The following is a 14269-nucleotide window of genomic DNA, read 5'->3' as shown; positions in this document are numbered from 1 at the left end:
ACCCGAACGCCGCCGCCGTGCCTGCAGGCCAGCGCCACGGCCACCGCTTATGCTCGCTGCATGGGTGAATTCGACCTGATCACACGCTACTTCAAGCGCCCCGCCACGCGCTCCCCGCTCGGCGTGGGCGACGACTGCGCATTGCTCGCGCCGGCACCGGGCATGCAGCTCGCGGTGTCCTGCGACATGCTGGTCGAGGGCCGGCACTTTCTCTCGACCGTCGATCCGGCGCGACTGGGCCACAAGGCGCTGGCGGTGAACCTCAGCGACCTTGCGGCCTGCGGCGCGAAGCCGCTGGCCTTCACGCTCGCGCTGGCACTGCCGGGTGTCGACGAGCCCTGGCTCGAAGGCTTCTCGCGCGGCCTGTTCTCGCTGGCCGACGCGCACGGCTGCGAGCTGGTGGGCGGCGACACCACGCGCGGGCCGCTCAACATCTGCATCACGGTGTTCGGCGAGGTGCCGGCCGGCGCGGCGCTGCTGCGTTCGGGCGCGCGTGCGAGCGACGACATCTGGGTGAGCGGCACGCTGGGCGACGCGCGGCTGGCGCTCGAAGCCTTTCGCGGCACGGTCGCGCTGCCGGCCGAAGCCTTCGAGTCGGCCCGCGCGCGCATGGAGCAGCCCACGCCGCGCGTGGCGCTCGGGCTGGCGCTGCGCGGCATCGCCTCGTCGGCGGTGGACGTGAGCGACGGGTTGATCGGCGACCTGGGCCACATCCTCGCTTCGAGCGGTGTGGGTGCCACGCTCGATGCCGATGCGGCGACGGCCTTGATCGCTGCCGAAGTCCCCAGCCTGAGCACCGAGATCCTGCGCACCTGCGCGCTCTCGGGCGGCGACGACTACGAACTGGTCTTCACCGCTGCGCCGTCGGCGCGCGCCGCAGTAGAGCAAGCCGGAGAAGACAGCGCCACCTGCGTCACGCGCATCGGCCGCATCGAGGCCGATGCCGGCCTGCGCATCGTCGATGCAGCCGGCGCGCCGGTGTCACAGCGCTTCGGCTCCTTCGACCACTTCGTCTGAAGGCCTGAGCCGCGCGCGGCTCAGGAGCCTTGCACCATCGCCTGCATTTTTCGCTGTGCCGCATTGATCGCAGCCGATTGCCCGTTCAGCTGCTGAAGCATCTTGTTGAGCTCGGCCTGCACGGCCGGGTCGGCCACGGTGACCGTGGTGCCCGAAACCTGGATCTTCGACTTGTTCTTCTCGAGGAAGTCGCCAATGGCCAGCGCGCTGTCGAACACCGTGTCGAGCGCGGGGAACACTTCCTTGAAGGTGCCGGCCGGCGTGGTCACGGTCTTGTCGAAGGCCTTGTCGTAGACCGGCTTCAGGTCGTCGGGCTGCTTGAGCTGCGCGTGCGCGGCATCGGCCTTGGCGGTCTGCTGGTCGAGCGCGCTGCGCAGGCCGTTCAGTCCGTCCTTCGCGGCCTTGAGGTCGTCGCGGCGCGAGGCCAGGTCGGCGATGGAACGCAGCGCGCCCTTGGCCATGATCTGCGTCATGGGCTGGCTCACCGACTTGTTCATGCCTTCGTTGAAATCGGTGATCACCGCGTAGTGCTTCGCGTAGTCGCCGAAAGAGGCTTTCTCTTCTTCCGTGGGCATCGGCACGCGCAGGCCGGGCTTGTCGAGCACGCGGGTCTGCAGGAAGGCCGTGAAGGCCTTGCGCTGCTCGGCTTCCTTGTTGCCGCAGGCGACCAGTGCAAGGCCGAAGGCCATGAGGAGCGACAGGGCCCCGAGACGTCGAATGAAAGTTCTCATGGGCAGAGGCCCTCCCGCGTGTTGTGGTGGCAAAAATTATAGGGAGCGCTTCGCGACGGCGCGGCATGCGAGCCACACCGCGGCGGCCGGCGCAAGCGCGAAACCCGCGAACAGCCAGAGGGCCGCCGATTGCGCGCCTTCGACACCGCCCGGCACGGCCAGCCCCGCCGCATTCGCCACCAGTCCGGCCACGGCCGCGCCCACGGCCATGCCGTAGAGCTGCACGGTGGTGATCGAAGCGGAGGCCAGGCCTTCGTCACCTTTGGGCGCCAGCGACATCACGCGCGTGATCAGGTGCGGCCAGCCGATGCCCACACCGAGCCCCACGGCCGCCAGCGCGACGGCGATCAGCAGGGTCTCGAAACCGGCACCGAAGAATTCCTGCGACGGCAGCAGCCACGCGAGTGCCAACAGCCCCAGCGTGCAGATCACCGGGCCGGCGCGCAGCATGCGGTCGGCTCCCGTGCCACTGCGGCCCGAGGACAGCAGCGAACCCGCGCTCCAGCCGCCCGCCATCGCGGCCGCGAGGTAACCCGCCATGAGCGGCGAATGGCCGTGCAGCAGCTGCAGGAAGTACGGCACGAAGATCTCGGTTTCCGTGCCGATCAGCAGCAGCGCCACGCTCGCGTAGATGGCGCCCAGCGGCGCGCTCATCGCATACGCGCCGCGCGGCAGCACGCGCACGGCGGCGCGGCTGTCGATGCGGGTGGCCGCGAAGCCGATGGCCAGGCCCAGTGCCAGGCCGGCGGCCTGCCGGAGCAGGTCGGCCCACAAACCACTGGCTGCGATCACCAGCACCGAAGCCGCGAGCAGGCCGATCTGCAGCATCGGCACACGCGGCGGCGTGGCGGGCCGCGCGTACTTCACACCCATCTCGGGCCGCAATTGCACGAGCACCAGCAATGCCTGCGCCGCCGCCACCGGCAGCAGGAACCAGAAGGCCCAGCGCCAATGCCCGGCCTGCGCGAACAGCCCGCCCACGGCCGGCCCGCACAGCGTGGCGACGCCCCACATGCCCGACACCAGCGCCACCGCGCGCGGCCACAGCCGCTGCTCGAACACCAGCTGGATCAGCCCGTAGCTCAGCGCCGCGAGCAACCCGCCGCCCAACCCCTGCACCGCGCGCCCCGCGAGCATCCACGGCATGGCCGGCGCGAGCGCGCAGCCTGCCGAACCGGCGCCGAACACCGCCAGCGCCGCCAGGCACGCTCCGCGCGGGCCCAGCACCGCGAGCAGCCGCACCGACAGCGTGGCGCCGAGGATCGAGCCGACCACGAAGAGCGTCGTGCTCCAGGCATACCAGTCGAGCCCGCCGATCTCGCGCACCACCGACGGCAGCACCGTGGTCACGATGTGCACGTTGACGGCGTGCAGCGCGACGCCGCCGGTCAGCGCGAGCGCGCGCCAGCCGTTGCGGCCACTGAACAGCTCGCTCCATGCGGCGATGGGAGGTGGGGAGCGCAGTGCGGAGGAGGAGGAGGAGGACATGGCAAGCAACGAAGTCGGAAAGAAGCCTGGATGCTAGGCGCGCACGGTCAATTAAACAAGCTATTGCTTTGATAAATAAAAACTGCGCCGAACCGTGCCGGCCCGGATGCGCGACACTCCTGCCCCGATGCAAGCCGCTTCTTCTTCCTCCACGACCACCACCTCCGGCGCCATGCCCCAACCCTCGATGCGCCGCGCCACGCTGCGCTTTCTGCTCTCGCATCCCGCGCACTTCATCGCGCTGGGCTTCGGCTCGGGCCTGCCGCGCATCGCGCCGGGCACCGTGGGCACTCTGTGGGCCTGGGCGGCGTTCTCGGTGATGCAGCTGTGGTTCACGCCGGCCACCATCGGCTGGATCATCGCGGCCTCGCTGCCCATCGGCTGGTGGGCCTGCACCGTGACTGCGCGCGACATGAACGTGGCCGACCCCGGCGCCGTGGTGTGGGACGAGGTGATCGCCTTCTGGATCGTGCTCTGGCTGGTGACGCCGGCCGGCCTCCTCGCGCAGGCCGTCGCCTTCGCGCTGTTCCGTTATTTCGATGCCGCCAAGCCCGGCCCGGTGGCCTGGGCCGATGCGCTGTTCAAGCAGCGCGACGCGGCGCAGGTGCGCTGGTGGCACGCGGGCTTCGGCATCATCCTCGACGACCTGGTGGCGGCGTTCTGCACGCTGCTGGTCATTGCACTCTGGCGCGCATGGTGAACCCGATGGACTCTTCCTCTTCTTCTTCAACGTTGCCGACGCTCGCGGACCACGACACGCCCGCGCTGGTCGTGGCGCTGGCCGGCCTGCTGCAGAAAAAAGGCTGGATGCTGGCCACCGCCGAAAGCTGCACGGGCGGGCTGATCGGCGCGGCCTGCACCGAGCTGGCCGGTTCCAGCGCGTGGTTCGAGCGCGGCTTCATCACCTATTCGAACGAGGCCAAGACCGAACTGCTGGGCGTGGACGCGGCGGTGATCGCGGCGCACGGCGCGGTCAGCGAGCCGGTGGCGCGCGCGATGGCCACGGGCGCGATCGCGCATTCGTCGCCTTCGCGCGTGGCACTGGCCGTGACCGGTGTGGCAGGGCCGACCGGCGGCACGCCCGACAAGCCGGTGGGCACGGTGTGGTTCGGCTGGTCGGTCGATGGCGACGTGCGCACCGAGCGCCGCCGCTTCGACGGCGACCGCGCCACGGTGCGCGCGGCCACGGTGCGGTACGCACTGCAGACGCTGGTCGAGTTGCTCGGCCGCTGACCCGATTTTTCACAAACCCGAGAGGACTCATGACAGCAGCCACCAACGCCCAGACCATCGAGCGCTTCTACAGCGCCTTCGCGAAGCTCGACGGCGCCGCCATGAAGGCCTGCTACGCAAGCGATGCGGTGTTCGACGACGAGGCCTTCTCGCTGCGCGGGCAGCGCGAGGTGGGCGGCATGTGGCGCATGCTGACCTCGGCCACGAAGGCCAAGGGCGCCGACGTGTGGCGCCTGAGCTGGCGCGACGTGAAGGCCGACGACACCAGCGGCAGCGCCCACTGGGATGCGCACTACCGCTTCGGCGCCACCGGCCGCCTCGTCGACAACAGCATCGACGCGCACTTCACCTTCACGCCCGAGGGGCTGATCGCGACGCACCGCGACAGCTTCCCGTTCTGGACCTGGTCGCGCCAGGCGCTCGGCACGCCGGGCCTGCTGCTGGGCTGGACGCCCATGCTGCGCAACAAGGTGCGCGCCACCGCCGCGGCCAATCTCGCCACTTTTCTTGCACGCCAGCCATGAGCAACAACACCGCCATCGCCTTTTCCAACAACGAAGCGCAGCACCGCTACGAGGCCGTGCTCGACGGCAAGCTCGCCGCCTACGCCGAATACAACCTGCTGACCGACGCGATCATGTTCACGCACACCGAGGTGCTGCCGGAGCACGAAGGCAAGGGCGTGGGCTCGGGCATCGCGAGGCACGTGCTCGACGAGGCGCGCGAGAAGGGGCTGCATGTGATCCCGGTGTGCCAGTTCATCGCGGGCTACATCCGCAAGCACCGCGAGTACGCCGACCTCGTGCGGCCGGACATCCAGCGCGCCTTCAAGATCTGAACGGGGCCCGCTCCCGGGCTCCCGGGCTGCTCTGTTTGTGTTCCGGGAGTTCTTGTTCAGCGCGCGTGCGCAGGGCACCGGGTGCTCTGAACGATCGCGCCCCGAGGAACACGCCCCGTCAAAAGCCCCAGGTCATTCACCGTGGCATTTCTTGTATTTCTTGCCGCTGCCGCAAGGACACGGATCGTTGCGCCCGGGCGTGGCTTCCTTGCGGATGGTCTCGGCTTTCGGGCCCAGGCTCTTCCAGAGCTGGCGCAGGTCGTACACGGCCCAGATGGCGGCGCCGAAATCGTCGAGCCGCTGCTGGCTCACGCTGGGCGGGGCGTCGTCGCTGTACATCGACAACGTGGGCTTGGCGGTGTCGTCCTCGGTCAGGGCGACGATGTTGTCGAGCGCGTCGTCGAGCATGCGCGCGGCGTCCTTGTCGCGCGGCGTGGCCCAGTCTTCGGGCCAGTTCTCGACCGCGTACATGAAGCCCAGCGCCCAGACCTGCGCGAAGGACGGAATGGCTTCTCCGGCGACTTCGGCGCGTTCTTCCTCGGGCAGCGAGGCAATGGCGCCGCGGGTGTCGAGCACCTCGGGCTGCCAGCTGCGTTCGTCGTCGAGGGTTTCGACCGGGGCGTCGAGGCCCTCCTCGATCTCGATCCAGCGGCGCTTCCAGTTCCAGACGAACTCCATGTGCTGCGCCGAGGAGAAGCTGTCGCCCAGCAGCACGGGCCAGTATTCGGAGGGCATGATGGGCCGGCGGGTGCAGATCAGCGCGGCCATGAAGCCTTCGCAGAACTCCCACTGGGGGATTTCCTCGTCGTGCTCACGCATGGCGTCGAGCGCCTGGTCGAGAGCGTCGAAATCGTCGGGGCCGAGGGGTGTACGGGCTGCGGCGGGGGCCTCGGAAGGCGAAATGGAGTCGGGAATGGTCGTCATGGCAAGTTCGGGGCAGCCCTCTATGATGCAGCAGGCTCCGGTCGAGACTACTTCTATGCCCACGATTATTCCGTTTCCGGCGCGCTACAGCGCCTTCGCCCTGTGCGTGGCCGGTCTGGCGGCCTGCCTGGCGTTCGTGCTGGTGTCGCCGCACCTGTGGCTGGCCTGGACCGGTGTGGCCGTGTTCGCGGTGCTCACGGGTACCGGCGTGCACGACCTGCGGCAGGCGCGCCACGCGATCCTGCGCAACTACCCGGTCATCGGCCACCTGCGCTTTCTGCTGGAATTCATCCGCCCCGAGATGCGGCAGTACTTCATCGAGAGCGACTCCGAAGCCGCGCCGTTCTCGCGCGCCCAGCGCTCGCTGGTGTACCAGCGCGCCAAGGGCGACCCGGACAACCGGCCCTTCGGCACCCAGCTGAACGTGACCATCGCGGGCTATGAGTGGATCAACCATTCGATGCAGCCCACGAAGCTCGCGAACCACGACTTCCGCATCGTGATCGGCGGCACGCCGCAGCCGGTCGGCGCCAATCCGGAGCAGCTCTGTACACAGCCCTATAGCGCCAGTGTGTTCAACATCTCCGCCATGAGCTTCGGCGCGCTGTCGGCCAATGCGATCCTCGCGCTCAACAAGGGCGCGCAGATGGGCGGCTTTGCGCACGACACCGGCGAGGGCTCGATCTCGCAGCACCACCGCGTGCATGGCGGCGACCTGATCTGGGAAATCGGCTCGGGCTACTTCGGCTGCCGCAACGACGACGGCAGCTTCAACGAGGAACGCTTCACCGCCAACGCGCGCGACCCGCAGGTGAAGATGATCGAGATCAAGCTGAGCCAGGGCGCCAAGCCCGGGCACGGCGGCGTGCTGCCCGCCCCCAAGGTCACACCCGAGATTGCGGCGGCGCGGGGCGTGCCGGTGGGCGTGGATTGCATCTCGCCTTCTTCGCACAGCGCGTTCTCCACGCCGACCGAGATGATGCATTTCATCGCCCGGCTGCGCGAGCTGTCGGGCGGCAAGCCGACGGGCTTCAAGTTCTGCCTGGGCCACCCTTGGGAATGGTTCGGCATCGTCAAGGCGATGCAGGCCACCGGCATCACGCCCGACTTCATCGTGGTCGACGGCGCAGAGGGCGGCACCGGGGCGGCACCGGTCGAATTCAGCGACCACGTGGGCGCGCCGCTGCAGGAAGGCCTGCTGCTGGTGCACAACACGCTGATCGGCGTGAACCTGCGCCACCGCATCAAGATCGGCTGCGCCGCCAAGGTGATCACCGCCTTCGACGTGGCCCGCATGATGGCGCTGGGCGCCGACTGGTGCAACGCGGCGCGCGGCTTCATGATGGCGCTGGGCTGCATCCAGGCACAGAGCTGCCACACCGGCCATTGCCCCACGGGCGTGACCACGCAGGACCCGCTGCGCCAGCAGGCGCTGGTGGTGCCCACCAAGGCCGACCGGGTGCGCAACTTCCACCGCAGCACGCTGCATGCGCTGCAGGAGCTGGTGCAGGCTGCGGGCCTCGACCATCCACAGCAGATCACCGCGCACCACATCGTGCGCCGCATCTCCGACACCGAGGTGCGCCTGTTGAGCAACCTGGTGATGCAGGTGCAGCCGGGCGCCCTGCTCGGCCCGCTCGACGAGCAGCACAATGTTTTCCGAACCTACTGGCCGCTGGCCAGCGCAGAGAGCTTCCAACCCGTGACGCAGGCCCCGCACGGGCTGGTGGCGGGCTTCGCACTGGCCGCATGAATCCTTTGAGACGAGGCGCCAATGGGCGCCTGCAATCGCGCAAGGGCGCAGCTTCGGCGCCCGCGCCCCTGGACGCGCTCCTGCCGAACCCGCCGGCACCCGGCGACTACGCAGAGTTCCTGCGCACCACCCTGCCGCGGCAGGAGAAGAACGTGGCGAGCCACCGCTTCGGCAGCGAACGCGTGTGGCTCAAGAAGGCCGGGCCCCGGCACGGCAAATGGGGCTACCGCGTGATGGCGGCCGTCGCGCGCATGGCGGGGCTGGACATCATCAAGCCGGTGCCCAACCCGGGCGGCGAGGCGGCCATCGCGACCGAGGCTCGGCGGCTCAAGCAGCTCGCGGCCGCGGGCCTGCGCGTGCCGGTGGTGCTGGCGCAGCAGCCGGATGGCCTGCTGATCTCGGACCTGGGCGAAAGCGGCCGCGCGACGGTCGTGCTGCAGGAGCGGCTCGACCAGGCCGCCGCCGCCGGCCCAGCCGCGCTGCTGGCCGTGTGGCGCGAAGGCCTTGCCGCGATTGCCGCCGTGCACATGCGCGGCCAGCACCTGAGCCAGGCCTTCGACCGCAACCTCGTGCAGTGCCCCGACGGCGTGATCGGCTACATCGACTTCGAGGACGACCCGGCCGAGGTCATGACGCTGGCCGAATGCCAGGCGCGCGACTGGCTGAGCTACCTGCACTCCACGGCCATGATGCTGGAAGCCGCCGCGCCGCAGGCCGCGGGGCAGCACTGGCATGCGGCGCTGGCCGGCGTGAACGAAGAGGTGCGCGAGCGCATCGCGAATGCAGCCCGGCGCATGAAGTGGGCGCAGAAGCTGCCGGCGAGCCGGCGATGGGGACGGGATACGCAGCGGGTGCGGGCGGTGGCGCGGTTGCTGGGGCAGTGGCACCTGGCGCCGCCCGCGCTCCCGAACTAAGGTGCGAACGCCGCCTGCACCGCCACACCGCGCAGTGCCAGCCGCTTCTTCATCGACAGCACCGCCCGGTCCTTGCTCAGCAGCAGTGCGCCGTGCGCCACGGCCAGGTCGATGAACACCTGGTCGTCGGGGTCGCTGCACACGCAGGGCGCGCGCGGCGGAGTGCCTTCCACCATCCGCACCCGCGCATCGAAATCGGCCAGCACCGCCGGCGCTTCCAGCCCGCGCTGCGCCATGCGCCGGGCGATCAGCGGGTAGCCCAGCACGCGTTCGAGCTCGGTGCGCATGGCGGCCGAGGCCAGCCAGTGCAGTTCGCCTGCGGCAAGCCGCACGGTCAGCGGTCTCCAGGCGGGATCTTCGAAGACCAGCAGGTCGAGCGTGATGTTGGTGTCGATGACGACGGGGCCGGATTCTGTCAGGGTCATGGAATGTGCGGGGGAATATCGCCGATGTTGCACCATGCAGGGCCGGAGTCAGGCCCTTGTCGGCCCGCCCGGCGAAAATGGGCCGTTGCCTGCCCACCCCCGCCCTTCCTTCATGAAACGTCTCCCGCTGCTCTGTCTCGTCGTGCTCGCATCCACGGGAGTGCGGGCCGAGTGGCTGACCCTGTCGGGCACGCCCGGCGATGCCGCCAGCAGCTACGTGCAGGTGGAGCCGACCAGCGTCGAGGTGGAAGGATCGAACCGGCTCGTGAGCCTGCGCATGAGCCTGCCGGAGGACCGCACGGAACGCGAGGGCATCCGGTTCCGCTCTTTCCAGGCCCGTGCCAAGGTCGATTGCGAGACCCGCAGCGCGCGCTACGTGAGCACCACCTACTTCGGCCATCCGGACTTCGTCGGCGAGCCCGTCGCGGTGAGGCATTTCGAAGAGGACGACATCCATCCCCTGACGCTGGCCGGCGCGCGCGATATCGTCATGCGCACGGTCAACGCGGCCTGCGCCGTCCGGCCCAAGGAAGCCGCCAGGGAGCAGCCGCGGCCCGAAGGCGCGCTACTTCCGCGCTGAGCCCGCGACCATGTCGAAGCGGAACAGCCGGCACTCGATCGGCCCGTTCCACATCGGCACGCGGCGCGACTCCTTCAGCCGCATCTGCCTGGGCAGCTTCAGGTCGGGCGTCAGCACCCAGGCGGTCCAGCCGGCGTAGTTCTTCTTCCAGTGGGTGGCGAGTTGCGGGAAGAACTCGCCGCCGTCGCCCCCCTCGCCCTGCGCGGTCTGCGCCGATTCGCGCGCGCCGGAACGGCCCGTGCCGGCCACGCCGCCCACTTCGATGCGCTCGCCGTACGGCGGGTTGAGCACGATCACGCCGCCTTCGGCCGGGGGCATGCGCTGCAAGGCATCGCCGCCGCGGAACTCGACCGCTTGCGCCACACCGGCGCGCTCGGCATTGCGTTCGGCGAAGTCGACCATGCGGTGCGACACGTCGGAGCCGAAGATCGCCACGCTGCCTTCGCGCACGGCGGTCTCGGCTTCCTGCCGGATCGCGTTCCAGACATGCGCCTGGAACGGCAACAGTTTCTCGAACCCGAAGCGCCGCAGCGACCCGGCCGCGATGCCGCGCGCGATCTGCGCCGCCTCGATGGCGATGGTGCCGCTGCCGCAGCAGGGGTCGTACAGCGGCTGCGTGGACACTTCGCCGGTCTCGGGGTTCCACCAGCCGCTGGCGGCCAGCATGGCGGCGGCCAGGGTTTCCTTCAGCGGGGCGTCGCCCTTGTCCTGGCGCCAGCCGCGCTTGAACAGCGGCTCGCCCGAGGTGTCGATGTACAGCGTGCAGGTGTCGGTGGTCAGGTGCGCGAACACGCGGCAGTCGGGCCACTGGGTCTCGATGCTCGGGCGCACGCCGTTCGCCTTGGCGCGGAAGCGGTCGGCAATGGCGTCCTTGATGCGCAGGGTGGCGAAGTTCAGGCTCTGCAGCGGGCTGTGCTGGGCAGTGGTCTCGATCTTGAAGGTCTGCTTCGGCGTGAACCAGATCTCCCAGGCCACGCCGTTGGCGATGGCGTAGAGGTCGTTCTCGTTGCGGTAGGGCGCGTGGGCCAGCTCGACCAGCACGCGCTGCGCGAGCCGGCTGTGCAGGTTGAGCTTCAGGGCGTCGCGCCAGTCGGCGCGAACCCGCACGCCGCCGCGCAGCGTGAGCAGGTCTTGCCCGGCGCGGCCGGTCAGGGCGTGCACCTCCTGGGCGAGGAATTCCTCGACGCCGGCGGCGCAAGGCAGGAAAAGAGAGAGATCGTTCACAAAAAATTGGCCATCGGGAAGCCCGACTAGGGGACTCCATTGTCGCCGCGTCACGCACCTTCTCTATATAGTCGATTTGCCGATGACTCCCACCCCCGCATCCCCGGCCCCCACCGGCAGCAGCGACCGCTTCGCGATCCAGTGCGAGGTGCTGCGGCTGTCCATCCGGCCCATCGGCCCGGTGCTGCTGGTGCAATACCTGCTGAACTGCGGCGTGGCGGCGCTCTTCGCCTGGCAATACTCGGTGCCGCGCGCGCTGGTGTGGATCGCACTGGTCACCGGGGTGACGGTGATGCGCGGCTTCTTCCCGCAGCGCCTGCCCGAGCCCTTCACGCCCGAAACCCTGCGCGAGGAACAGCGCACGCACACGCTGCGCACGGCCATCTGGGAACTGGCGCACGGGCTGGCCGGCGTGCTGCTGTTCGACCCTGCGCGCGCCGACCTGCAGCTGCTGCTGGGCCTGATCCTGATGGGCATGACGCTGTCGTCGGCCTTCTCGGTGTCGTTCTATACGCCGGCCACGCAGTTGGCGATCACGCTGCTGCTGGCGCCGATCATCGTCACAGGCCTCTGGCTGGGTGCGCCGGTGATGATGGCCGTGGCGGTCATCGGCATCGGGCTGATCGCGATGATGTGGAAGCTGGTGGCCGAGCGCTCGCGCCAGCTCGAGGAGAACATCGGCCTGCGGCTCAACGAGCGCACGCTGCGCGAACAGGCGCTGGCCGGCCTGCGCGCCTCCGAGCAGGCGCAGGCCGAGCGGCTGCGCTTCTTCTCTGCCGCCAACCACGACCTGCGCCAGCCGGTGATGGCCATCGGCCTGCAGGCCGAAGTGCTGCGCCAGCAGCTGAACAGCGGCGCGGACATGGAGGCGGTTCAGTACACCGTGGGCTCGCTGGCGCGCGCGCAGCAGGCGCTCGAAGGGCTGACCAACCAGCTGCTCGAAATCGGCCGCATCGAGGCCGCGGTCGATCCGCTGCGTCCGGCGGCAGTGGCTCTGGCGCCGCTGCTGCTGGGGCTGGCGCGGCAGGCAGGCGACGGCCGGGTGCTGGTGCGCTGCCCGCACGACGCCATCGCCTGGAGCGACACCGTGTCGGTGCGCCGCGTGCTCGCCAACCTGGTCGACAACGCCGTCAAGTTCACGCCGCGCGGACGCGTGCTGCTGGCGGTGCGGGCGCGCCGGCGCGGCACCGGTCGGGCCTGGCGCGTCGAGGTGCGCGACAGCGGCATCGGCATCGCGGCCGACGCGCAGCAGCGCGTGTTCGACGACTTCGAGCAGATCGGCAACGTCGAGCGCAACCTGCAGCGCGGCCACGGGCTGGGCTTGGCGATCGTGCGGCGGCTGGCGGCGCAGCTCGGCATTGCGGTGTCGCTTCGCTCGGCGCCGGGGCGGGGGTCGGTGTTCAGCTTCGAGCTGCCTGCCGCGCCCGACGGCGCGATGGTGGCGGCGCGCCCTGCTTCCGTGCCGCAGGGCGACGGCGCCGATGCAACGCACACGCTGCGCCCCGGGCTCGCAGTGCTGGTGGTGGAAGACAACACGGTGGTGGCCGACAGTCTCAGTGCCCTGCTGCGGCAATGGGACGTGGAGCCGCGCGTCTATGCCAGCGCCGCCGAGGCGCTGGCGCTGGCCGACCTGCGCGCGCTCGACGCGGCGCTGTGCGACATCCGCCTGCCGGGTGCGCTCGACGGCATCGCGCTGGCCGACAAGCTGCAGCGGCAGAAGCCGTCGCTGGCGATCGCGCTGATTTCGGCCGACATCAACGAAGCCACCCAGCGGCTCGCCACCGAGCGTGGCTGGCATGCGCTGCGCAAGCCGGTGCAGCCGGACGAACTGCGCGGGGTGCTGCTGAGGGCGCAACAGCCGTCGCAGGGCTGAGGCCGGCAGGGCGACGGGCTGGCACGGGCCGTGCGGTGATGTCATCGCTTCCGATATATGCTCCGCGCACAGGCCGCCTGTCCTGCTCACGATGTCCTCCGACACATCCTCATCCCCCCTCGCAGCCGACGCGCGCTACGACCCGTTCACGATGGCGCTGCACTGGCTGCTTGCGGCCCTGATCGTGGGCTCGTTCGGCGTAGGGCTCTACATGACGGGGCTGCCGTTCTCGCCGCTGCGCCTGAAGATCTACAGCTGGCACAAGTGGGCGGGCGTCACCATCCTCGCGCTGTCGGCGCTGCGGCTGCTGTGGCGGCTCGGGCATCGTCCACCGGCGCTCCCGCCGGGCATGTCGGCGCTCCAGCTGGCGAGCTACCGCATCAGCCACACGCTGATGTACCTGCTGTTCTTCGCGGTGCCGCTGTCCGGGTGGGCCTACAGCTCGGCCATGGGCATGCCGGTGGCGTGGTTCGGCGTGCTGCCGCTGCCCGACTTCGTGCCGGTCGACCACGCCTTCGCCGAGGCGGTGCTGCAGCCGCTGCACCGCAACTGCGCCTTCGTGCTGGCGGGCGTCACGCTGCTGCACGTGGCGGCGGTGCTCAAGCACCACTGGATCGACCGCGACGGTCTTCTCAAACGCATGTGGCCCCGGCCACGCAAGGAACCTGCTCGATGATCAAGCGCCTGTTTTTCCGTCTCGCGCCGTCGCTCGCGGCGCTGGCTTTCGCCACCCTGGCGCTGCCGGCCGGCGCCGAGCCCGCAGCGGCAAAGCTCGTGGCCGACAAGAGCCAGATCGTCTTCGTCAGCAAGCAGATGGGCGTGCCCGTGGAAGGCACGTTCAAGAAATTCGACGCGCAGGTGGCCTTCGACCCGAAGAAGCCCGAGGGCGGCACCGTCGCGCTGCAGATCGACACGGCCAGCGCCGGCTTCGGCGTCCCGATGAGCGATGCGGAACTGCCCAAGCAGCCGTGGTTCGACGCCGCGCACTTCCCGCAGGCAAGCTTCCAGTCGAGCGCCATCAAGGCGCTGGGCGACGGCAAGTTCGAGATGGCGGGCAAGCTCACCATCAAGGGCATCGCCAAATACGTGACGGTGCCCGTCAGCATCGCCGCGGCCGGCGGCAAGGAGGCGGTTGCCACGGGGAGCTTCACGATCCAGCGGCTCGACTACAAGGTGGGCGAAGGCGAATGGACCGACACCTCGACGGTCGGCAACGACGTGCAGGTGCGCTTCAGGTTCACGCTCACGGGCTTCGGGCCGCTGTGAAGC

General features: G+C 69.7%; 16 protein-coding genes. 11 read left to right on the top strand and 5 right to left on the bottom strand.

Annotated features, from left to right (window positions below):
• Positions 1-60: 60 nt before the first annotated feature.
• Entirely contained in the window at positions 61-1017 is a 957-nt protein-coding gene (gene thiL / locus ACEN9N_RS27250; RefSeq protein ID WP_007829915.1) for a thiamine-phosphate kinase, read from the top strand.
• Between the two features lie 20 nt (positions 1018-1037).
• On the opposite strand, the gene ACEN9N_RS27245 is transcribed toward thiL, so the two are convergent.
• Positions 1038-1748: a DUF3053 domain-containing protein gene (locus ACEN9N_RS27245; RefSeq protein WP_495654959.1), complete on the bottom strand. Its 711-nt coding sequence runs from the start codon at positions 1746-1748 to the stop codon at positions 1038-1040.
• Between the two features lie 36 nt (positions 1749-1784).
• The gene (locus ACEN9N_RS27240; RefSeq protein WP_495654958.1) at positions 1785-3236 is read right to left on the bottom strand and encodes an MFS transporter; all 1452 of its coding nucleotides are present in this window, start codon (positions 3234-3236) and stop codon (positions 1785-1787) included.
• A gap of 172 nt (positions 3237-3408) precedes the next feature.
• Between ACEN9N_RS27240 and ACEN9N_RS27235 the strand changes: the two genes are divergently transcribed.
• The 4 genes from ACEN9N_RS27235 to ACEN9N_RS27220 are packed head-to-tail and all read left to right on the top strand — an operon-like array spanning position 3409 to position 5307.
• Positions 3409-3936, top strand: coding sequence for a phosphatidylglycerophosphatase A family protein (locus ACEN9N_RS27235; RefSeq protein WP_007829904.1), 528 nt, complete (start codon positions 3409-3411; stop codon positions 3934-3936).
• A complete protein-coding gene (locus ACEN9N_RS27230) occupies positions 3930-4469 on the top strand; it encodes a CinA family protein (RefSeq protein WP_495654957.1) in 540 nt (179 codons plus the stop codon). The genes ACEN9N_RS27235 and ACEN9N_RS27230 overlap by 7 nt, the downstream gene beginning before the upstream one ends.
• Before the next feature lie 29 nt (positions 4470-4498).
• Complete coding sequence (locus tag ACEN9N_RS27225) at positions 4499-4993, top strand: nuclear transport factor 2 family protein (protein WP_007829901.1); 495 nt, start codon at positions 4499-4501, stop codon at positions 4991-4993.
• Complete coding sequence (locus tag ACEN9N_RS27220) at positions 4990-5307, top strand: GNAT family N-acetyltransferase (RefSeq protein ID WP_007829899.1); 318 nt, start codon at positions 4990-4992, stop codon at positions 5305-5307. The genes ACEN9N_RS27225 and ACEN9N_RS27220 overlap by 4 nt, the downstream gene beginning before the upstream one ends.
• A gap of 132 nt (positions 5308-5439) precedes the next feature.
• On the opposite strand, the gene ACEN9N_RS27215 is transcribed toward ACEN9N_RS27220, so the two are convergent.
• On the bottom strand, positions 5440-6231 hold the full coding sequence (locus tag ACEN9N_RS27215; RefSeq protein WP_007829898.1) for a UPF0149 family protein: 792 nt from the start codon (positions 6229-6231) through the stop codon (positions 5440-5442).
• Between the two features lie 55 nt (positions 6232-6286).
• Between ACEN9N_RS27215 and ACEN9N_RS27210 the strand changes: the two genes are divergently transcribed.
• Positions 6287-7984: an FMN-binding glutamate synthase family protein gene (locus tag ACEN9N_RS27210; RefSeq protein ID WP_007829896.1), complete on the top strand. Its 1698-nt coding sequence runs from the start codon at positions 6287-6289 to the stop codon at positions 7982-7984.
• On the top strand, positions 7981-8898 hold the full coding sequence (locus tag ACEN9N_RS27205) for a BUD32 family EKC/KEOPS complex subunit (protein ID WP_056588688.1): 918 nt from the start codon (positions 7981-7983) through the stop codon (positions 8896-8898). Before ACEN9N_RS27210 ends, ACEN9N_RS27205 begins: the two co-directional genes overlap by 4 nt.
• Here ACEN9N_RS27205 and ACEN9N_RS27200 read toward each other — a convergent pair.
• A complete protein-coding gene (locus tag ACEN9N_RS27200; protein WP_495654956.1) occupies positions 8895-9323 on the bottom strand; it encodes a PIN domain-containing protein in 429 nt (142 codons plus the stop codon). The two genes, ACEN9N_RS27205 and ACEN9N_RS27200, sit on opposite strands and share 4 nt — an antisense overlap.
• A gap of 112 nt (positions 9324-9435) precedes the next feature.
• Here ACEN9N_RS27200 and ACEN9N_RS27195 point away from each other — a divergent pair, with 112 nt between their 5' ends.
• Positions 9436-9903 carry a surface-adhesin E family protein gene (locus ACEN9N_RS27195; protein ID WP_495654955.1) on the top strand — a complete coding sequence of 156 codons (468 nt, stop codon included), beginning with the start codon at positions 9436-9438 and terminating at the stop codon, positions 9901-9903.
• On the opposite strand, the gene ACEN9N_RS27190 is transcribed toward ACEN9N_RS27195, so the two are convergent.
• Positions 9889-11127: a THUMP domain-containing class I SAM-dependent RNA methyltransferase gene (locus ACEN9N_RS27190; protein ID WP_413315300.1), complete on the bottom strand. Its 1239-nt coding sequence runs from the start codon at positions 11125-11127 to the stop codon at positions 9889-9891. The genes ACEN9N_RS27195 and ACEN9N_RS27190 overlap by 15 nt on opposite strands.
• 82 nt (positions 11128-11209) lie before the next feature.
• On the opposite strand from ACEN9N_RS27190, the gene ACEN9N_RS27185 reads away from it, so the two are divergent.
• From ACEN9N_RS27185 to ACEN9N_RS27175, 3 genes are all read left to right on the top strand, one after another.
• Positions 11210-13000, top strand: a complete 1791-nt coding sequence (locus ACEN9N_RS27185; RefSeq protein ID WP_495654954.1) for a sensor histidine kinase — start codon at positions 11210-11212, stop codon at positions 12998-13000.
• Positions 13001-13091: 91 nt separating this feature from the next.
• The gene (locus ACEN9N_RS27180; protein ID WP_478179959.1) at positions 13092-13676 is read left to right on the top strand and encodes a cytochrome b; all 585 of its coding nucleotides are present in this window, start codon (positions 13092-13094) and stop codon (positions 13674-13676) included.
• On the top strand, positions 13673-14266 hold the full coding sequence (locus ACEN9N_RS27175; RefSeq protein WP_007829880.1) for a YceI family protein: 594 nt from the start codon (positions 13673-13675) through the stop codon (positions 14264-14266). Before ACEN9N_RS27180 ends, ACEN9N_RS27175 begins: the two co-directional genes overlap by 4 nt.
• The last annotated feature ends 3 nt before the right edge of the window (positions 14267-14269 follow it).

The organism is Variovorax sp. Varisp46, assembly GCF_059491885.1.
The sequence above is the reverse complement of the archived record's forward strand: the minus strand, read 5'-3'. Positions and strand labels throughout refer to the sequence as shown.